At 55.1% G+C, this 18,800-nt stretch carries 15 protein-coding genes; 5 read left to right on the forward strand and 10 right to left on the reverse strand.

The features are described 5' to 3' along the window. Nucleotides 1-12: 12 nt before the first annotated feature. From polB to araB, 4 genes are all read right to left on the reverse strand, one after another. Entirely contained in the window at nt 13-2,364 is a 2,352-nt protein-coding gene (gene polB / locus ACQ0PY_RS04695; protein WP_109739868.1) for a DNA polymerase II, read from the reverse strand. Nucleotides 2,365-2,448: 84 nt separating this feature from the next. Continuing rightward, a complete protein-coding gene (araD, locus tag ACQ0PY_RS04700; RefSeq protein ID WP_044327795.1) occupies nt 2,449-3,144 on the reverse strand; it encodes an L-ribulose-5-phosphate 4-epimerase in 696 nt (231 codons plus the stop codon). Between the two features lie 96 nt (nt 3,145-3,240). Beyond that, complete coding sequence (araA, locus tag ACQ0PY_RS04705; protein WP_042997960.1) at nt 3,241-4,743, reverse strand: L-arabinose isomerase; 1,503 nt, start codon at nt 4,741-4,743, stop codon at nt 3,241-3,243. Nucleotides 4,744-4,753: 10 nt separating this feature from the next. Beyond that, nucleotides 4,754-6,463 (reverse strand): ribulokinase, encoded by a 1,710-nt coding sequence (gene araB / locus ACQ0PY_RS04710; protein ID WP_109739869.1) that lies wholly within the window; start codon nt 6,461-6,463, stop codon nt 4,754-4,756. 340 nt (nt 6,464-6,803) lie between these two features. Between araB and araC the strand changes: the two genes are divergently transcribed. The 3 genes from araC to ACQ0PY_RS04725 all read left to right on the forward strand — a co-directional run bounded on the left by araC (nt 6,804) and on the right by ACQ0PY_RS04725 (nt 9,954). Continuing rightward, nucleotides 6,804-7,649 carry an arabinose operon transcriptional regulator AraC gene (gene araC / locus ACQ0PY_RS04715; protein ID WP_044255526.1) on the forward strand — a complete coding sequence of 282 codons (846 nt, stop codon included), beginning with the start codon at nt 6,804-6,806 and terminating at the stop codon, nt 7,647-7,649. 97 nt (nt 7,650-7,746) lie between these two features. Next, nucleotides 7,747-8,703 carry a hypothetical protein gene (locus ACQ0PY_RS04720; RefSeq protein ID WP_224788342.1) on the forward strand — a complete coding sequence of 319 codons (957 nt, stop codon included), beginning with the start codon at nt 7,747-7,749 and terminating at the stop codon, nt 8,701-8,703. A gap of 483 nt (nt 8,704-9,186) precedes the next feature. Next, a complete protein-coding gene (locus tag ACQ0PY_RS04725) occupies nt 9,187-9,954 on the forward strand; it encodes a DedA family protein (protein WP_042997957.1) in 768 nt (255 codons plus the stop codon). A gap of 40 nt (nt 9,955-9,994) precedes the next feature. On the opposite strand, the gene thiQ is transcribed toward ACQ0PY_RS04725, so the two are convergent. From thiQ to sgrR, 4 genes are all read right to left on the reverse strand, one after another. Beyond that, nucleotides 9,995-10,693: a thiamine ABC transporter ATP-binding protein ThiQ gene (gene thiQ / locus ACQ0PY_RS04730; protein ID WP_109739870.1), complete on the reverse strand. Its 699-nt coding sequence runs from the start codon at nt 10,691-10,693 to the stop codon at nt 9,995-9,997. Then, complete coding sequence (gene thiP / locus ACQ0PY_RS04735) at nt 10,677-12,287, reverse strand: thiamine/thiamine pyrophosphate ABC transporter permease ThiP (RefSeq protein ID WP_109739871.1); 1,611 nt, start codon at nt 12,285-12,287, stop codon at nt 10,677-10,679. Before thiP ends, thiQ begins: the two co-directional genes overlap by 17 nt. Continuing rightward, a complete protein-coding gene (gene thiB / locus ACQ0PY_RS04740) occupies nt 12,263-13,246 on the reverse strand; it encodes a thiamine ABC transporter substrate binding subunit (RefSeq protein ID WP_044255518.1) in 984 nt (327 codons plus the stop codon). The genes thiP and thiB overlap by 25 nt, the downstream gene beginning before the upstream one ends. A 285-nt stretch (nt 13,247-13,531) precedes the next feature. Then, on the reverse strand, nt 13,532-15,187 hold the full coding sequence (gene sgrR, locus ACQ0PY_RS04745; protein ID WP_109739872.1) for an HTH-type transcriptional regulator SgrR: 1,656 nt from the start codon (nt 15,185-15,187) through the stop codon (nt 13,532-13,534). Between the two features lie 95 nt (nt 15,188-15,282). Here sgrR and sgrT point away from each other — a divergent pair, with 95 nt between their 5' ends. Then, nucleotides 15,283-15,405 carry a glucose uptake inhibitor SgrT gene (sgrT, locus tag ACQ0PY_RS04750; protein WP_042323887.1) on the forward strand — a complete coding sequence of 41 codons (123 nt, stop codon included), beginning with the start codon at nt 15,283-15,285 and terminating at the stop codon, nt 15,403-15,405. A gap of 109 nt (nt 15,406-15,514) precedes the next feature. Beyond that, nucleotides 15,515-16,693: a sugar efflux transporter gene (locus tag ACQ0PY_RS04755; RefSeq protein ID WP_109739873.1), complete on the forward strand. Its 1,179-nt coding sequence runs from the start codon at nt 15,515-15,517 to the stop codon at nt 16,691-16,693. Nucleotides 16,694-16,782: 89 nt separating this feature from the next. On the opposite strand, the gene leuD is transcribed toward ACQ0PY_RS04755, so the two are convergent. After that, nucleotides 16,783-17,388 (reverse strand): 3-isopropylmalate dehydratase small subunit, encoded by a 606-nt coding sequence (gene leuD / locus ACQ0PY_RS04760; RefSeq protein ID WP_044255511.1) that lies wholly within the window; start codon nt 17,386-17,388, stop codon nt 16,783-16,785. A 10-nt stretch (nt 17,389-17,398) separates the two neighbouring features. Continuing rightward, nucleotides 17,399-18,799, reverse strand: a complete 1,401-nt coding sequence (gene leuC / locus ACQ0PY_RS04765; RefSeq protein WP_109739874.1) for a 3-isopropylmalate dehydratase large subunit — start codon at nt 18,797-18,799, stop codon at nt 17,399-17,401. Nucleotide 18,800 lies beyond the last annotated feature (1 nt).

Genomic DNA, 18,800 nt, shown 5'->3' on the forward strand with positions numbered 1-18,800 from the left:
ATTCGTCACGCGTCAAAATAACCCTAATTGGCCTGTCAGTAGTGTAGCAAAGTTATCATCAATGAAGGGAAGAATTCCTTCCGCGACGGGCTGGAGCTGTCGCGTCAGGTAATGCTCGTAATCCAGCGGCGAGTGTTGATAATCCTTTGGCTCCGGACCGTTCAGGGTCCAGACATAGTGAATGGTGCCGCGGTTCTGGTACTGCGCCGGGCGTCCCCGCTTCAGGTTTTCTTCATCAGCCAGTCTGGCGGCGCGTACGTGTGGCGGAACGTTGCGCTGGTACTCGCTTAACGGTCGACGCAGCCGCTTACGATAGACCAGACGCTCGTCCAGTTCGCCCGCCATCAGCCGATCAATGGTTTCACGTACGTAATCCTGATACGGTTCGTGACGAAATATGCGCAGATACAATTCTTGCTGGAACTGCTGCGCCAGCGGTGTCCAGTCGGTACGCACGGTTTCCAGCCCTTTAAACACCATCCGCTGGTTTTCTCCTTCCTGAATCAAACCCGCGTAGCGTTTTTTGCTGCCGGTATCCGCGCCACGAATGGTGGGCATCAGAAAGCGGCAGAAATGCGTTTCATACTCCAGTTCCAGCGCGCTGGTAAGGTTCTTCTCCTGAAGCGATTGCGTCCACCAGGCGTTGACGTGTGCCACTAACGCGCGACCAATTTTCGCCGCTTCCTCTTCTGTGTGGGCGCGCTTCAGCCAGACGAAGGTGGAGTCGGTGTCGCCATAAATCACGTCATAGCCCTGGGCTTCAATGAGCGCTTTGGTCTGACGCATGATCGCGTGACCGCGCATGGTGATCGACGACGCCAGGCGCGGATCGAAAAAGCGGCAGGCCGTTGTGCCGAGTACACCGTAAAAGGCATTCATGATGATCTTCAGCGCCTGAGAAAGCGGTTTATTACCGTGCCGTTTGGCGTCGTCACGCCCCTGCCAGATCGACGTCACGATCTCTGGCAGGCAGTGTTTGTCCCGCGAGAACCAGGCGTCGAGAAATCCTTCGGTGCTGTGTTCGGGATCCGGGTGCGCCATCCCTTCCACCAGTCCGACAGGGTCGATCAAAAAGGTGCGAATGATCGAGGGGTACAGGCTTTTGTAATCCAGCACCAGCACCGAATCATACAAGCCGGGACGCGAATCCATCACGTAACCGCCGGGGCTGGCGTGGGGCGGCACTTCACCGAGGTTCGGCGCAACGTACCCGGCGCGATGCATACGTGGAAAATAGAGATGGCCAAACGCGGCGACCGAACCGCCGTGACGATCGACTGGTAATCCGTTAACCGTGGATCGTTCTAACAGGAACGGCACGATCTCGGTTTTATGAAAGACTCGTGTCACCAGCTCGCAATCTTTCAGATTGTAGGTGGCGAGCGCGGGTTTATCTTCGGCAAAACGTCTGTCGATCTCATCCATGCGATCCCAGGGATTATCGATAGATTTACCTTCCCCCAGCAGTTCTTGCGAAACGGTCTCCAGCGAAAACGACGAGAAATTCCAGAAGGCAGACTTCAGCGCCTCAATGCCGTCAACGATCAGCCGCCCTTTCGCCTGGGCGAAAAAAACGCCATTTTTAAAACCGTGCTCACGCCACTCGAGTTCGCTGTTATCGCGGCCAAAACGCAGCGGGATACGGTAGCGCTCAGCATGTTTTTGCAACACGCGCAGGTCGAACTGCACCAGATTCCAGCCGATGATGAGGTCGGGATCGTAGCGGGCAACCCACTCGTTAAGCTTTTCCAGCAGTTGTGGGCGGCTGTTAACGTATTCAAGCTGGAAATCGAGCTCTGAGGAATCGCCATTTTCGGGGCCGAGCATATAGACAATGCGCTGCCCGCAGCCTTCAAGCCCAATGCAGTACAACTCGCCGTGGCGGGTGGTTTCAATGTCCAGAGACAACCATTTGAGCGGTGGACGATAGTCGGGATGGGGCTTTAATCGCGCATTGACGATCGCACCGTTGCGCGTCTCACCTTCGACCCACACTGGCGAGGTGATAAAGCGTTCCATCAGATAGCGTTCAGGCGGGCGGACATCGCCTTCATAAACCGTCACGCCATTCTCACGCAACAGCTTTTCCAGTCGCATCAGCTGGCGATGCGAACGGCAGTAAAGACCCGAAACCGGCTGACGATGAAAATCTTTGAGGTTGAGCGGCGTCAGACGATAACCATTTTCACTGCTTAATAACGACGTGACGCGGGCGGTTAGCGCGGTAGGGATAAACGCAACGGACTCCTGCGGCGCAAGCGTGACCTGCAAAGGCCCGCTGTCTGTTGCCAGCCAGAAGGAGACTTCAGTTCCCTGCGACGTATCCCGCCAGTGCCGGGTTAAGATAAAACCTGCCTGCGCCACGCTGTTTATCCATCAAAAAAACCAGGCATGATTATAGCCTGGTTCAACGTGTTGTGCTGGGGTTTTATACAGTTATTGGCGCTGCTACTGCCCGTAGTAGGCTTTCGCTCCGTGCTTGCGCAGGTAATGCTTATCCAGCAACGTTTGCTGCATCTCGGGTAACTGTGGCGCGAGCTGGCGGCAGAAAATGCCCATGTAGGCAACCTCTTCTAAGACGATGGCGTTATGCACCGCGTCTTCGGCATTTTTCCCCCACGCAAAGGGACCGTGTGAATGCACCAGTACGCCTGGCATTTGCGCGGCGTCTATTCCATGCATCTTAAAGGTTTCGACGATCACCTTGCCGGTTTCCCATTCATACTCGCCGTTGATCTCGTGGCTGGTCATTTTGCGGGTGCAAGGGATGGGGCCGTAGAAATAGTCGGCATGCGTGGTGCCCGTTGCCGGAATGGACTGTCCGGCCTGCGCCCAGATGGTCGCGTGGCGCGAATGGGTATGCACAATACCACCAATGGTGGGAAAAGCCTGGTACAGCAGACGATGCGTCGGCGTATCGGACGAGGGCTTTTTCTGACCTTCAATCACTTCACCCGTCGCGATGCTGACAACCACCATATCGTCTGCGGTCATCACGCTGTAATCCACGCCGGAAGGTTTAATGATAAAGACGCCGTGGTCGCGATCGACGGCACTGACGTTCCCCCAGGTGAGCGTGACCAGGTTGTGCTTTGGCAGCGCCAGATTCGCTGCCAGTACCTGGCGTTTGAGATCTTCTAGCATGTTTTTCTCCCTGCCTGATGACGGTGTAAACGCGTTATCAGGCCTACACAGAGATGTAGGCCTGATTCAGCAAAGCGCCATCAGGCAACCATTTGCTTAACGTTTAAAGCCGTAATACATGTCGTTCCAGCGCAGCGCGTCCTTGAAGGCGGGCAGGCGGGTATCGTTATCAATCACGGTGATTTCGATATCGTGCATTTCGGCGAACTGACGCATGTCGTTGAGATCCAGCGCATGGCTGAAGACGGTATGGTGCGCGCCGCCGGCCAGGATCCACGCTTCAGACGCGGTCGGCAGGTCCGGTTGAGCTTTCCACAGCGCGTTGGCAACCGGCAATTTCGGCAGCGCATGCGGGGTTTTCACGGTGTCGATGCAGTTGACCAGCAGACGATAGCGATCGCCTAGGTCGATCAGGCTGGCCACGATCGCCGGACCGGTCTGCGTATTGAAGATCAGACGGGCAGGATCGTCTTTACCGCCAATGCCGAGATGCTGAACATCAAGGATCGGTTTTTCGTCCACCGCGATCGACGGACACACTTCCAGCATGTGGGAGCCGAGTACCAGATCGTTGCCTTTCTCGAAGTGATAGGTGTAATCCTCCATAAAGGAGGTGCCGCCCTGCAGACCGGTTGACATCACTTTCATGATGCGAAGCAGAGCGGCAGTTTTCCAGTCGCCTTCGCCAGCAAAGCCATAGCCCTGCTGCATCAGGCGTTGTACGGCCAGACCCGGAAGCTGTTTCAGACCGTGCAAATCTTCAAAGGTGGTCGTGAAGGCGTGGAAGCCGCCCTGCTCCAGAAAGCGCTTCATACCCAGTTCAATACGCGCCGCTTCCAGCACGTTCTGGCGTTTTTCACCGTGAACCTGAGTGGCGGCGGTCAGGGTGTAGCTATTTTCGTATTCGTCAATCAGGGCATTGATGTCGCCGTCGCTGATGGAATTCACCACCTGCACCAGATCGCCCACAGCCCAGGTGTTGACCGAGAAGCCGAACTTGATCTGCGCGGCGACTTTATCGCCATCGGTAACCGCCACTTCACGCATGTTGTCGCCAAAGCGGCACACTTTCAGATGACGGGTATCCTGTTTCGACACCGCATGACGCATCCAGGAACCGATACGGGCATGAGCCTGTTGATCCTGCCAGTGACCGGTGACTACCGCATGTTGCTGGCGCATGCGTGCGCCGATAAAACCGAACTCACGACCGCCGTGCGCAGTCTGGTTGAGGTTCATAAAGTCCATGTCGATGCTGTCCCACGGAAGGGCTGCATTGAACTGGGTGTGGAATTGCAGCAACGGTTTATTGAGGATGGTCAGGCCGTTGATCCACATTTTGGCTGGAGAGAAGGTATGCAGCCAGACCACCAGACCCGCACAACGATCGTCATAGTTCGCGTCACGGCAAATGGCGGTGATTTCATCCGGTGTGGTCCCCAGTGGTTTTAACACCAGCTTGCAGGGTAGTTTCGCTTCGGTATTCAGCGCTTTGACGACGTGCTCCGCGTGCTGAGTAACCTGACGCAGCGTCTCAGGGCCGTACAAATGCTGGCTGCCAATTACAAACCACACTTCATAGTTATCAAAAATAGTCATTGTCGTGTCCTTAGTGAGTCAGGGTTGCCTGGTCAGCCGGCGCAGTATTAACCGGGGTGGCAGTCGGAAGATAATGTTGCTCAGCGCTTACCGCCCACTGCTGGTAGCGGCGATAAAGCTGTTCGAAACGTTGTGCCTGGTCGGGGCGAGGTTGCAGCGTGTTTTCCACCGCGCTGGCCATTTTCTGCTGCGCCGCAGGAATATCGGCATGCACCCCGGCAGCCACGGCGGCAAAGATAGCCGCGCCCAGCGCACAGCACTGATCGGAGGCGACGATTTGTAGCGGACGGTTCAGGACATCGCAGCAGGCCTGCATAATGACCTTGTTTTTCCTGGCGATGCCGCCCAGCGCCATGACGTTGTTAACCGCAATACCTTGTTCGGTAAAGCATTCCATAATGGCTCTTGCGCCAAAGGCGGTTGCGGCTATCAGACCGCCGAACAGCGCCGGGGCATCCGTGGCCAGATTCAGATCGGTCACCACCCCTTTCAGACGCTGGTTTGCGTTCGGCGTGCGGCGGCCGTTAAACCAGTCAAGCACCACCGGCAGGTGATCCAGCGATGGGTTTTTCGCCCAGGCGTCGGTCAGCGCGGGCAGCAGTTGTTTTTGGCTGGCGCTGATCTGCGCTTTCAGTTCCGGATGCTGCGCGGCGAGTTGCTCCAGCGGCCAGCCGAGAATGCGACCAAACCACGCGTAGATATCGCCAAAGGCAGACTGTCCGGCCTCCAGACCGATAAAACCGGGGACCACACTGCCATCGACTTGCCCACAAATGCCTTTCACGGCGCGCTCGCCGACGCTCTGTTTGTCCGCAATCAGGATGTCGCAGGTGGAGGTTCCAATGACTTTCACCAGCGCATTGGGCTGTGCGCCCGCGCCGACGGCACCCATGTGGCAGTCGAACGCGCCGCCAGAGATGACGACGTTCTCCGGCAGACCAAGGCGCTGCGCCCACTCGGCGCACAGCGTACCAACTGGCAGATCGGCAGTGAACGTGTCGGTGAACAGGGGGTATTGCAAATGCTGGTTAATCAGCGGATCGAGCTCGTCGAAGAAACTGGCAGGCGGCAGACCGCCCCAGCTTTCATGCCATAATGATTTGTGCCCGGCGCTGCAACGACCCCGGCGGATATCCTGCGGGCGCGTAGTACCAGAAAGGAGGGCTGGCACCCAGTCGCACAGCTCAACCCACGAGACGGCAGCCTGGGCAACTGCGCGGTCTTCGCGGGTGACATGAAGGATCTTGGCCCAGAACCATTCGCTGGAGTAAATGCCGCCGATGTAACGGGAGTAATCGACGTTGCCCGGCGTATGGCACAGACGGGTAATGGCTTCGGCTTCTTCCACTGACGTGTGGTCTTTCCACAGGACGAACATCGCGTTTGGGTTTTCCGCGAACTCTTCCCGGAGTGCCAGCACGTTGCCATCGGCGTCAATCGGCGCTGGCGTTGAGCCCGTACTGTCGACGCCAATCCCAACGACCTCGGCACGTTGCGCCACGCTGAGTTCCGCCAATACGCTTTTCAGTGCGGCTTCCATCGACTCCATGTAGTCGCGGGGGTGATGGCGGAACCGGTTGTTCGGGGCGTCACAAAAACGTCCTTCCTGCCAGCGCGGGTACCACTCAACGCTGGTGGCGATTTCTTCGCCGGTGGCGCATTCCACAGCCAGCGCGCGCACAGAATCACTGCCAAAATCGAGGCCAATTGCAATTGCCATCCTCTTGCTCCATCCAGAAATACGGGTATGGAGAAACAGTAGTGAGTGGGGATAAAAACCGTCAGGTAGGATCCGCTAATCTTATGGATTAAAATGCTATGGCATCGCAAAGTGTGACGCCGTGCAAATAATCAATGTGGACATTTCTGCTCTGGTTATAGACACTTTTGTTACCCGTTTTTGTGGCAGTCATCGTACTGAGTCGTGACATAATGCTTTTCACAAGCGGGGTTGATGGGGCCGCCCGTGATGGTGCGGCAACAAGGCAGGACGCAAACCATACTGTCCTGCGTAATATGGACAATTTGTTTCCTCACTGAACCTCGGGAGTCGTGAAATTATGGCTGAACCGCAAAATGACCCTCTCCTGCCAGGGTACTCGTTTAACGCGCATCTGGTCGCCGGTTTAACGCCGATAGACGCCAACGGATATCTGGATTTTTTTATCGACAGGCCGTTGGGGATGAAAGGCTATATCCTTAACCTCACGATTCGGGGGGAAGGGGTGATTAAAAATCAGGGACGGGAGTTTGTCTGCCGACCCGGTGACATTTTGTTGTTCCCGCCGGGTGAAATTCATCACTACGGACGCCATCCGGATGCCAGCGAGTGGTATCACCAGTGGGTTTACTTTCGTCCCCGCGCCTACTGGCAGGAGTGGCTCACCTGGCCGTCCATTTTTGCGCAGACCGGTTTTTTCCGTCCGGACGAAGCGCATCAGCCGCACTTTAATGAGCTGTTCGGCCAGATTATCCACGCCGGACAGGGGGAAGGGCGCTACTCTGAACTGCTGGCGATCAACCTGCTGGAGCAGTTACTGCTGAGGCGCATGGAGGCGATCAACGCTTCGCTGCATCCGCCGATGGATAACCGCGTGCGCGATGCCTGTCAGTACATCAGCGATCATCTGGCGGACAGCCACTTCGATATTGCCAGCGTTGCTCAGCATGTCTGCCTGTCGCCATCGCGCCTGTCGCACCTGTTCCGTCAACAGTTGGGTATCAGCGTGTTGAGCTGGCGTGAGGATCAGCGGATCAGCCAGGCGAAGCTGCTGCTCAGTACAACACGCATGCCGATTGCTACCGTTGGACGCAATGTCGGGTTCGACGACCAGCTCTATTTCTCCCGCGTCTTTAAAAAATGTACTGGCGCCAGTCCGAGCGAGTTCCGTGCCGGTTGTGAATAATATATTTCGTGTATCGTTCGCTATAAAAAATAAGAACATTGTATTTGTTCTGTAAAACTTCATCTGCTATAAAAATTTTCATATAAGGAGGTATCAGATGAGTAAGCGTATGGATATTACTGATGGTATGTTTGCCACAACAAAAAATTATGGGCTTGTTTATACTGAGGAATTGGGATGGATTGATTTAGGTCATGCGCAAGGGAATGATGCCAGAGTGTTAAAGAGAAAACTGGAACAAGAACATTTTGCTAAATACTATGAAAAATTCAATGACTGGTACTTCCCAGTAAATTATTACCAGGAAATGGAAGTAAGGAGAAGATTATTTGGTGTTGACCTGAATTTTCATACTGGTGTACATACGCAGGTTATGGTTCGCTCATGCCTTTCTCCTGCCCTTAAGGCAAAGGTTGCCTTAACCATTATGTATGGAACTGCAAAAAGATTTGAAGCATGGCAAGACTCAATTCTCTTCAACTGGTATACCGATAGTGGTTTTAGCGTTGAGGACTTACTTTCTGATTTAGTTGGTTTTTATCGTGTTTTTGGCACTGGCCCAGATCCACTTTGGCTGGCGAACCCCGTATCCTATGAAACAGCCATACAAATATGGGATGCTCATGATCCGATAGGTACTTTTAAGAATAAAGAGTTTTCGCCCAAACTATTTTCGACGATATCACCATTTAAATATGGTGAACCTATCAAAAAACTTCTTCCAGAATGGTTAAGTTATATAAAACCTCTGGATGGTTCATTTCCCAGTGTATTATATAATCAGTTTCATAATAGTCCTGTCAATGGTTTTTTTAAGAACAAAGACAGGATAAACCATGAGCTTTATGGTTCAGTGTCAGTATCTGATACGACAAATTATGCTGACTCTCCCTTTGAACGTCCACTTTTTTTCTTCTGCACTCTCACTCACCACAGAGGCAATGGTGAACATGAAAAAATGGATTTTACTATTATTGTCATTGCTTCTGTTCCCTTTTATCGTCTTCTTTGGTTGTTTTGCTCTGATGTCAGGGGATCATCATTACAGACGTGATGACATTATTTCTTACTGGTTATATACCCCTGATATTCTGAAAAAGGTACCACAACTATCAAAAGAAGTTGAATATGAACATTATTATGACCTGGATGATCAACATACCTATGTTGTCATAAAGTGGAGCAATATTAATGATATTATTGCTAAAAAAACATGTTTATTAGATTTTTTGCAGCAATTAAGTCCTTCTGTGAAATATAATTGTTTGTGGGTGTATCACGATCAGCGTGATTACGCTGATAACTACCAACGGTATTGTGTACACCAAAAAAGGGATGCCCTTGAACTGGAATACTACGAAACCGTGAGATGACTCAAATGCCTGGCCTTACAGCATGCCGTCGTGCGGTTGTGAAGAAAAAGTGAATGATGTGCCCGTGAAGATGTCATAACCTGTAACTATTCAGATGATTGGTCGCTTGACGTCGCAGGGATGGGTTTGCAGAATCCCTGTTTCGTAAAACTGACGGACGCATTATGCAAGCATTGCTGGAACACTTTATTCTCCAGTCCGCCATGTACGCTTTGATTGCTGTGGCGCTGGTGGCCTTCCTGGAATCGCTGGCGCTGGTGGGGTTGATTTTACCGGGAACGGTATTGATGGCCGGGCTGGGCGCCCTGATAGGCAGCGGGGAACTCAACTTCTGGCATGCATGGCTGGCGGGAATTATCGGCTGTCTGCTTGGCGACTGGATCTCGTTCTGGCTGGGCTGGCGTTTCAAAAAACCGCTGCACCGCTGGTCGTTCATGAAAAAGAACAAAGCGCTGCTCGATAAAACCGAGCACGCACTGCATCAGCACAGTATGTTCACGATTCTGGTGGGACGCTTTGTTGGCCCAACGCGCCCGCTGGTGCCGATGGTCGCCGGAATGCTCGATCTGCCGGTGGCGAAATTCATCACGCCCAACATTATTGGCTGCCTGCTCTGGCCGCCATTTTATTTTCTGCCGGGGATTCTGGCTGGTGCGGCAATTGATATTCCGGCGGGTATGCAAAGTGGCGAGTTTAAGTGGCTGCTGCTGGCGACAGCCATCCTGCTGTGGTTCGGTGGCTGGCTGTGCTGGCGCCTGTGGCGTAGTGGAAAAGCCGCGACGGATCGCTTAACGCATTACCTGCCAAAAAGACGTCTGCTCTGGCTGGCGCCGATCGTGTTGGGGATGGGGATTGTTGCGCTGGTGACGTTGCTGCGCCACCCGCTGATGCCGATGTATCTCGATATTCTGCAAAAAGTGGTGGGCTACTGATATTCCTGCCGGATAAGCGTAAGCGCCATCCGGCAATCCATTATTTTTTAATCCCCAACAGCGCTGAGGCGCTGGCTTTACCGCTCAGCAATTCATCCGTTTCGCCCTGCCACGCGATGCGACCGTCGGCCACGACCACTGAGCGCGGGGCAATGCGCGCCGCATCTTCGACACTGTGCGACACCATCAGTAGCGTCAGTTGCCGGGCATGGCAGATATCGCTTACCAGGGTCAGCATCTCCTGGCGTAGCGCAGGATCGAGGGCTGAAAAGGGTTCGTCAAGCAGCAGGATCGGCTGTTCGCGTAACAGACAGCGCGCCAGTGCCACACGCTGGCGTTGACCGCCGGAAAGCTCTCCGGGCAGGCGGGCCATCAGCGTCTCGATCCCCATTTGTTGCGCGATATGCAGGCGCTTCTCTTTCTGTTCGGCGCTTAATTTCAGTCCTGGATCCAACCCCAGACCGATGTTTTGCTCAACGTTTAGATGGCTGAACAGATTGTTCTCCTGAAACAACATCGAAACCGGACGACGTGATGGCGGCGTGGTGGTGTGGTCTTCCCCTTCGATCAACAGGGTGCCGCGGGTAGGCGTGAGAAAACCGGCAATCAGACTCAGTAACGTACTTTTCCCTGCGCCGCTTGGCCCCAGAATCGCCACCTGTTCACCGCGCGCCACGGACAGCGTAAAGCGCATGGGCAAATGGTGGTAGAGCCAGGTGATATCAGTCAGTCTTAACATTTCGCCCCGGTAACGTCTCAATAACGGTAAATAAAATAAAGCACAGGATCAGCAATAAGAGCGCAGTGACGGCACCGTCCTGACTGCGGTAAGAGCCAATTTGCTGATACAGATAAAACGGCAGGGTGCGGAAATCATCGTTGCCGAACAGCGCCACCACGCCAAAATCGCCGATAGACAGCACACAGGCAAAGGCCAGCGCCTGCGCCAGCGGACGCATCAATGCCCGCAGTTCTACCACTTTTAGCCGCTGCCAGCCTTCAATCCCCAGCGACTGACACAGCATGGTGTAGCGGGCGGTAATATCGCGCATCGGGTTTTCCAGCACTTTCAGCGCGTAGGGAATGGCCATCAGCGCATTGGTGAAAATCACGATGCCGTCAGCGGACTCCGGCAGGCCGATGCTGTTATTGAGCAACAGGAAGAAGCCGGTGGCCAGCACGATGCCTGGCATCGCCAGAATAAGCATCCCGCTTAGCTCAAGCGCTTGTCCTGCCATCAACTGCTGACGGGCGCGCAGTTCGCGGCTGCTCCACAGCAGCATCATCGTCAGGATCACGCACAGCAGACCCGCTGCCAGCGCAATACGCAGCGAAGTCCACACCGCCTGCCACAAAATGGGCTGCGCGAGCACGTCCAGCAGATGGCGATTCACCCCGTCGACCATCACCGCCAACAACGGTGGAAGCAACAGCAGCAGCGCGAGGACGATCAGCAGGGCATCGGTTAAACGGCTGTGCAGCCGATCGTCCGGATCGCGCCAACCCTGAACCAGTGTTGTGCCGGGAGCAATAGCTTTACTCAATCGCTGACTGAGGAGCACCAGCGCCAGACAGCACACCATCTGGATCAGCGCCAGCATGGCGGCGCGGGCAGGATCGTAGTCGAAATTCAGCGCCTGATAAATCGCCAGCTCAATGGTGGTCGCCTGCGGCCCGCCGCCCAGCGACAGCACGGTGGCGAAACTGGCAAAACAGAGCATAAAAATCAGCGCAGCGACCGGTGGGATTTGGCGACGCAGCCATGGCCACTCGACAAAGCGGAAGAACTGCCAACCGCGGATACCCAGTTGGGCGGCAAGCTGACGCTGCTCGCCAGGGATATTCTCCAGCGACTGCAACAGCAGGCGGCTTGCCATCGGCAGATTAAAAAAGATGTGAGCCAGCAGGATGCCCTGCAACCCGTAAGGCGAGAAGGTCCACTCCAGTCCAAGCACGTGCCAGAGCGAAGCCAGCCACCCCTGGCGTCCATAGACGCTGAGAATACCAAACACCGCAACCAGCACGGGGAGGATCAGCGTCATGGCGCACAGGCGCAGCAGGGCCAGACGCCCCGGAAAACGGCGTCGGTACAGTGCACGGGCAAGGAAGATGGCTGGAACAACAGAAAGCACCGCCGACAGGAAGGCCTGCCAGAAGGAAAAACGCACCACGTGCCACAGGTAGCTGTCCTGCCACAGCGAGGACCACGCCGCCTGCGGCGCGTTGAACCACAATGCCAGAAATGCGGCCAGCGCCACCGTCACCATCAACGTGGCGGCACAAAGGCCAGGGATCAGCCAGCCGGCAATTAACGGCTGACGGCGCGTTGCCATTCGCTAATCCATGCCTGGCGTTGTGCTGCCACTTCCGCTGACGTGAATTCCAGGGTCGTTGCGGGTTGAGTCAGTTGTTCGAATCCGGCAGGCAGGGTGACATTTGCCACCGGATACATCCAGTTGCCGGTCGGGATAGCATTCTGGAACGCGGGTGACACCATGAATTTGAGGAACTTTTCTGCCAGCTCAGGTTGCTTGCTGGCGGCAGTACGCGCGGCGACCTCCACCTGCAGGTAATGGCCTTCGCTAAAGTTGGCCGCCACGTAGTTCTCTTTTTTCTCTTCGATGATGTGATACGCCGGAGAGGTGGTGTAGCTCAGCACCAAATCGCTTTCACCTTTCAGGAACAGGCCATAAGCTTCGCTCCAGCCTTTGGTGACAGTGACGGTTTTGGCCGCCAGCTTCTGCCACGCTTGCGGCGTTTTATCGCCATACACTTTCTGCATCCACAGCATCAGCCCAAGTCCTGGCGTACTGGTGCGCGGATCCTGATAAATCACCCGCCATTTCTGATCGCTCTCGACCAGCTCCTTCAGGCTTTTCGGTGGGTTTTTCAGTTTGTTTTTGTCATACACGAAAGCGAAGTAGCCGTAATCAAACGGGACGAAGGTGTCATTCTTCCAGCCGCCTGGGACATTGACCGCCTCGCTGGCGACACCGCTTTTCGTGAACAATTGGGTTTGCGTCGCCGCTTCAAGCAGGTTGTTATCCAGTCCCAGCACCACGTCGGCCTTGCTGTTTTTCCCTTCCATTCGCAGGCGATTAAGTAACGACACGCCATCTTCCAGCGCCACCAGCTTCAGTTCACAGTTGCAGTCGGCTTCAAAGGCTTTTTTCACCGCCGGGCCAGGGCCCCAGTCTGCGGCGAACGAGTCGTAGGTGTAGACGGTGAGAACCGGTTTTGCGAAGGCAGGCGCTGCGCACAGGAGTAAAAGGGGAAGACATTTTTTCAACACTTTGCACCTCAAAAGATGGGTGGCAAAGGATTTTGAGCTGTAGCCTCAAATCCCTTCGCCGGCGTTATCCGGATCAGGTTCGACGGGTATTATCTCAGCCCATACGCTTCATCATTCAAGCAGCCTCTGTGTTGGCTGCGTCCGCTCACCCCAGTCACATAGTGTTCTATGCTCCTTGGGATTCACTCGCTTGCCGCCTTGCTGCAGCTTGAATGATTTTGTGTATGTTTATTAGCACCCCGTTGAGAACGGCGTTAGTGTAGTGATTTTGCCGCGTTGCGGCAATCATGGATCCGGCGGCGCAAACCACGCAGATTTAAAGTCGAACCAGCCGAGGGTGTTCATGCGCAGGCCGCGCATACTGCGCTGGCCCTGAATAATCAGCCAGTGGTGGATCAGCGGGACAATGGCTTTGCTGGCAAGCAATTGCTGACACCACATGGCCAGATTCATTTCGCCGGTGCGCCAGCGCGCGGCGTCGGCTTCCCAGTCCAGCGGAATGCAGTGCTGTAACAGCGGGACTTCACACAGATGCGCGAACAAAGAGAAGTCGAGCGGCAGGGTGAAGTTGGCGCTGTTAAGCCAGATGTCGCTTTCAATTTCCCCGGCATGCCATTGATCGTAGTCGATCTCCTGAATCTCTAGCTTCACCTGATGTTCAGCCAGAAGCTGACTCATGATCTGTGCAATCACCTGGTGTTCGATGTGTTCGTGATAATAGGTCAGCGTGAGCGTCTCCAGCCCGGCAGGTTTCTCGCCGTGACCCGGTCGCGCGTGATGCCAGCGGGGCAGTAAGCCATAGGCCGGGAACCAGTGACGTTGATACTGTTCATCGGCATAGTAAAGCAGGTTACTTGGTGACAGTACGCGACTGACCCACTCCCGAACCTCCTGATTGGCGCCGCGATGGGTGCGGGCGTCGAACAACAGATAATAGCATCCCTCTTCCAGGCGGCTTTCGATAGCCTTCTCATCTTCCGTGGGACCTTTCAGCGTCAGGCCGCCGTTTGGTTCGTCGCCGATATCCGGCAGAACCCAGACGTTCACTTCATCAATCAGGGCCCGATAACCGAAGAAATCATCAAATGCATGAATTTTCAGCTGATTACGAGTATTCCGTATCACCGCGTATGGGCCGGTGCCAATCGGATGGCTGGAAAAATTGCTCAGGGTTTCCCATTCGCGCGGCAGGATCATCGCCGGGACCTGGCCCAGCAGCCACGGGAGCCAGCGATCGGGTTGCGAAAGATGAATGTCCAGCGTCCAGGGCGTGGGTGAAACGATCTCGCTGATGTGCGAATAGAGCGGTAAGACGTTAATGCGTGTCAGTGACGACACCACATCGTCCATTTCCAGTTCACGACCGTGGTGAAAATGGATCCCCGGACGCAGGAAAAAGCGCCAGTGCAGGGGGGAGATTTGCTGCCAGTGGTGGGCTATGTCGGCTTCCAGTTCCCCATTTTCCTCATTTACGCGGGTCAGGGCGCTGAAGATTTGGCGGGCAATGTGGGTTTCTGAGCGACGCAGTGCGCTGCCGGGCAGCAGATTTTGCATTGGACGATAGTAAAGTACGCGCAGGATGTGACGGCCCTGACGGAAGCTGCGGCCCAGATGGGAAACCAGCATCTGCCGCACGGCCGTTTTGTCGCCGACCAGTTGCACCAGTTGATCGATGCGATCCTGCTCCAGCAGATCTTCCGCGCGCTGTTGCTGGAGCGCCAGTCCGGTATACAGGAAGGTTAAGCGTGAACGTTTTCCGCGTCCCACTTCCGCCTCCCACGTCAGCCAGCCGCGCTCCTGCATGGTATTGAGCAGCGTGCGCATATGACGGCGCGAGCAGTTCAGCAGATCCGCCAGTTCGTTGAGCGTGGTGTCCTGTGTTTTGCCGTCGCAGCATTGCCACAAGCGGATGAACTGTTGTTGCAGACGGCCAGAAGACATAAAAGGGGAACTCCTGCGGAAAACTCAGCAATTTTATTATCCCTATATTAGGCCAATAATACATTCCGATGAAGCACTATGACGGGGTCATCTATATGCGCCAGTTTTATCAGAAGTACTTTGCCGCGACAGAAGGGTTGTCCTGGTTGGCTTGCCTGAGCGCGCCGCAGCGCTTAAAGATGCTGGAAGAACTGATGCAGTGGGAGGTGACAGCCTGACCCTGGAGTAGCAGACATCATGTGTGACTGAGTATTGGTGTTAATCACCGCGCCAGCAGGTATTATCTGCTGGCTTTTTTCGTTTCGGCTGCGCTGACTAAGGAAAGATATGCTCTGGTTAATGACGATGGGACGACGTCTCAACGGTGTTTACGCGGCGTTTATGCTCGTCGCATTTATGATGGGCGTGGCGGGGGCGCTACAGGCGCCGACGCTGAGCCTGTTTCTCAGTCGCGAGGTCGGGGCGCAGCCGTTCTGGGTGGGGCTGTTTTACACCGTTAACGCCATCGCCGGGATTGGCGTAAGCCTTGTTCTGGCAAAACGCTCGGACAGCCAGGGAGACCGGCGCAAGCTGATTCTGTTTTGTTGCCTGATGGCCATCGGTAATGCGCTGCTGTTTGCCTTTAATCGCCACTACCTGACGCTGATCACCTGCGGCGTACTGCTGGCGTCGCTGGCAAATACCGCGATGCCGCAATTGTTCGCGCTGGCGCGGGAATATGCCGACAGCTCGGCGCGAGAAGTGGTGATGTTCAGCTCTGTGATGCGTGCGCAGCTTTCACTGGCGTGGGTGATTGGCCCGCCGATGGCCTTTATGCTGGCGCTGAATTACGGTTTTACCGTGATGTTTTCGATTGCCGCCGCGATTTTTGCGCTCAGTTTCATCCTTATTGCCTTTATGCTGCCGTCTGTCGCACGCGTTGAACAACCGGCGGATGCGCCAGTGATCCAGACTGGTGGCTGGCAGGATAAAAACGTACGCATGTTGTTTATCGCTTCCACGCTGATGTGGACCTGCAACACCATGTATATCATCGATATGCCGTTATGGATTAGCGCGGAGCTTGGACTGCCGGATAAGCTTGCCGGGATCCTGATGGGCACCGCCGCAGGACTGGAAATTCCGATCATGATCCTTGCCGGCTTTTACGTAAAACGCTTCGGTAAGCGCCGGATGATGCTTATTGCCGTCACCGCGGGCGTGCTGTTTTATCTCGGGCTGATTTTCTTCCACAGCCATCAGGCGCTGCTGATATTGCAACTGTTTAATGCGGCGTTTATCGGGATCATTGCCGGTATTGGCATGCTCTGGTTTCAGGATCTGATGCCGGGCAGGGCCGGATCGGCGACGACGCTATTTACCAACAGTATTTCGACCGGCGTAATTCTGGCGGGGGTGATCCAGGGCGCGGTTGCTCAGAGCTATGGTCACTTCGCAGTATACTGGGTGATTGCGGCGATTTCGTTGGTTACGCTGGTGATGACCGGGCGGGTGAAAGACGTTTGATTTATGGATTGCCAGATGGTGGCTAACGCCTTATCCGACCTACAGAAATCCGTAGGCCGGATAAGCACAGTGCTCCCGGCATGGCGGACTTAGCGCATAAACGCCGGTTGTTTCTCTTCGTAGGCGGCGATCGCGTCTTCGTGTTGCAGCGTCAACCCGATGCTGTCCAGACCGTTCAGCATGCAGTGGCGGCGGAAGGCGTCGATGTTAAAGTGATACGTTTTCTCGCCTGCTTTCACGACCTGCGCTTCCAGATCCACTTCGAAGTGAATACCCGGATTCGCCTGTACCAGCGTAAACAACTCGTCGACTTCTTCATCACTTAACTTCACGGGCAGCAACTGGTTGTTAAAGCTGTTGCCGTAGAAGATGTCCGCGAAGCTCGGCGCAATCACCACTTTGAAGCCGTAGTCCGTCAACGCCCACGGCGCGTGCTCACGAGAAGAGCCGCAGCCGAAGTTTTCACGCGCCAGCAGAATCGAGGCGCCCTGGTATTCAGGGAAGTTCAGGACGAACTCCGGATTCGGCTGCTGACCTTTTTCATCCAGAAAACGCCAGTCATTGAACAGGTGCGCGCCAAAACCGGTGCGGGTAACCTTCTGCAAAAACTGCTTAGGAATGATGGCGTCAGTATCGACGTTGGCGGCATCCAGCGGGACAACCAGGCCGTTATGTTGGGTAAATTTCTCTGCCATGGGAGTCTCCTTATTTGATGCTGCGAATGTCGGCAAAATGACCGGTAACGGCGGCAGCCGCGGCCATCGCCGGGCTGACCAGATGGGTACGCCCACCGCGGCCCTGACGCCCTTCAAAGTTACGGTTGCTGGTTGACGCGCAGCGTTCGCCCGGGTTCAGGCGATCGTTATTCATCGCCAGACACATGGAGCACCCCGGCAGACGCCATTCGAATCCGGCTTCGATAAAGATCTTATCTAACCCTTCCGCTTCTGCCTGTGCTTTGACCGGACCGGATCCTGGAACCACCAGCGCCTGGACGCCCGGCGCGACTTTACGACCTTTGGCGACCTCTGCGGCGGCGCGCAAATCTTCAATACGCGAGTTAGTGCACGAGCCGATGAACACTTTATCGATCGCCACTTCCGTTAACGGTACACCCGGTTTCAGGCCCATATAGGCCAGCGCTTTTTCAGCACTGGCGCGCTCAACCGGATCGGTAAACGACGCCAGATCGGGAATGTTGTCCGTCACGGAGATCACCTGGCCCGGATTGGTTCCCCAGGTCACCTGAGGAGCAATCTCTTCAGCTTGTAAGGTGACAACCGTATCAAAGCGTGCGTCGGCGTCGGTTTGCAACGTTTTCCAGTACGCGACTGCGTCATCAAAATCTTTACCTTTCGGCGCGTGCAGACGACCTTTGACGTAGTTAAAGGTGGTTTCATCCGGGGCGACTAATCCGGCTTTGGCACCCATTTCAATCGCCATGTTGCACAGGGTCATGCGGCCTTCCATGCTCAGGGCTCGGATGGCATCGCCACAAAACTCAACGACATGACCGGTACCGCCGGCGCTACCGGTTTTACCGATAATCGCCAGTACGATGTCTTTGGCGGTGATTCCCGGCGCTGCGGTGCCTTTGACTTCAATCTTCATGGTTTTGGCGCGGCCCTGCTTCAGGGTCTGGGTAGCCAGCACGTGCTCGACTTCGGAGGTGCCGATACCGAACGCCAGCGCGCCAAAGGCGCCGTGGGTCGCGGTATGCGAGTCGCCGCAGACGATGGTCATTCCCGGCAGGGTGACGCCTTGTTCGGGCCCCATCACGTGAACGATGCCCTGATACGGGTGGTTCAGATCGTACAGCTCAACGCCAAATTCGTTACAGTTCTTAATCAGTTCCTGCATCTGGATACGCGCCATCTCGCCGGACGCATTGATATCTTTGGTCTGCGTGGAGACGTTGTGATCCATCGTGGCAAAGGTTTTACCCGGCTGGCGAACCGGGCGACCATGCGCACGCAGGCCGTCGAACGCCTGCGGAGAGGTCACTTCATGCACCAGATGTCGGTCGATATACAGCAGCGGGGTTTCGTTTTGCGCTTCATAGACGACGTGCGCATCAAACAATTTTTCGTATAACGTTTTAGCCATG

The organism is Citrobacter sp. LST-B2 (genome assembly GCF_057983045.1).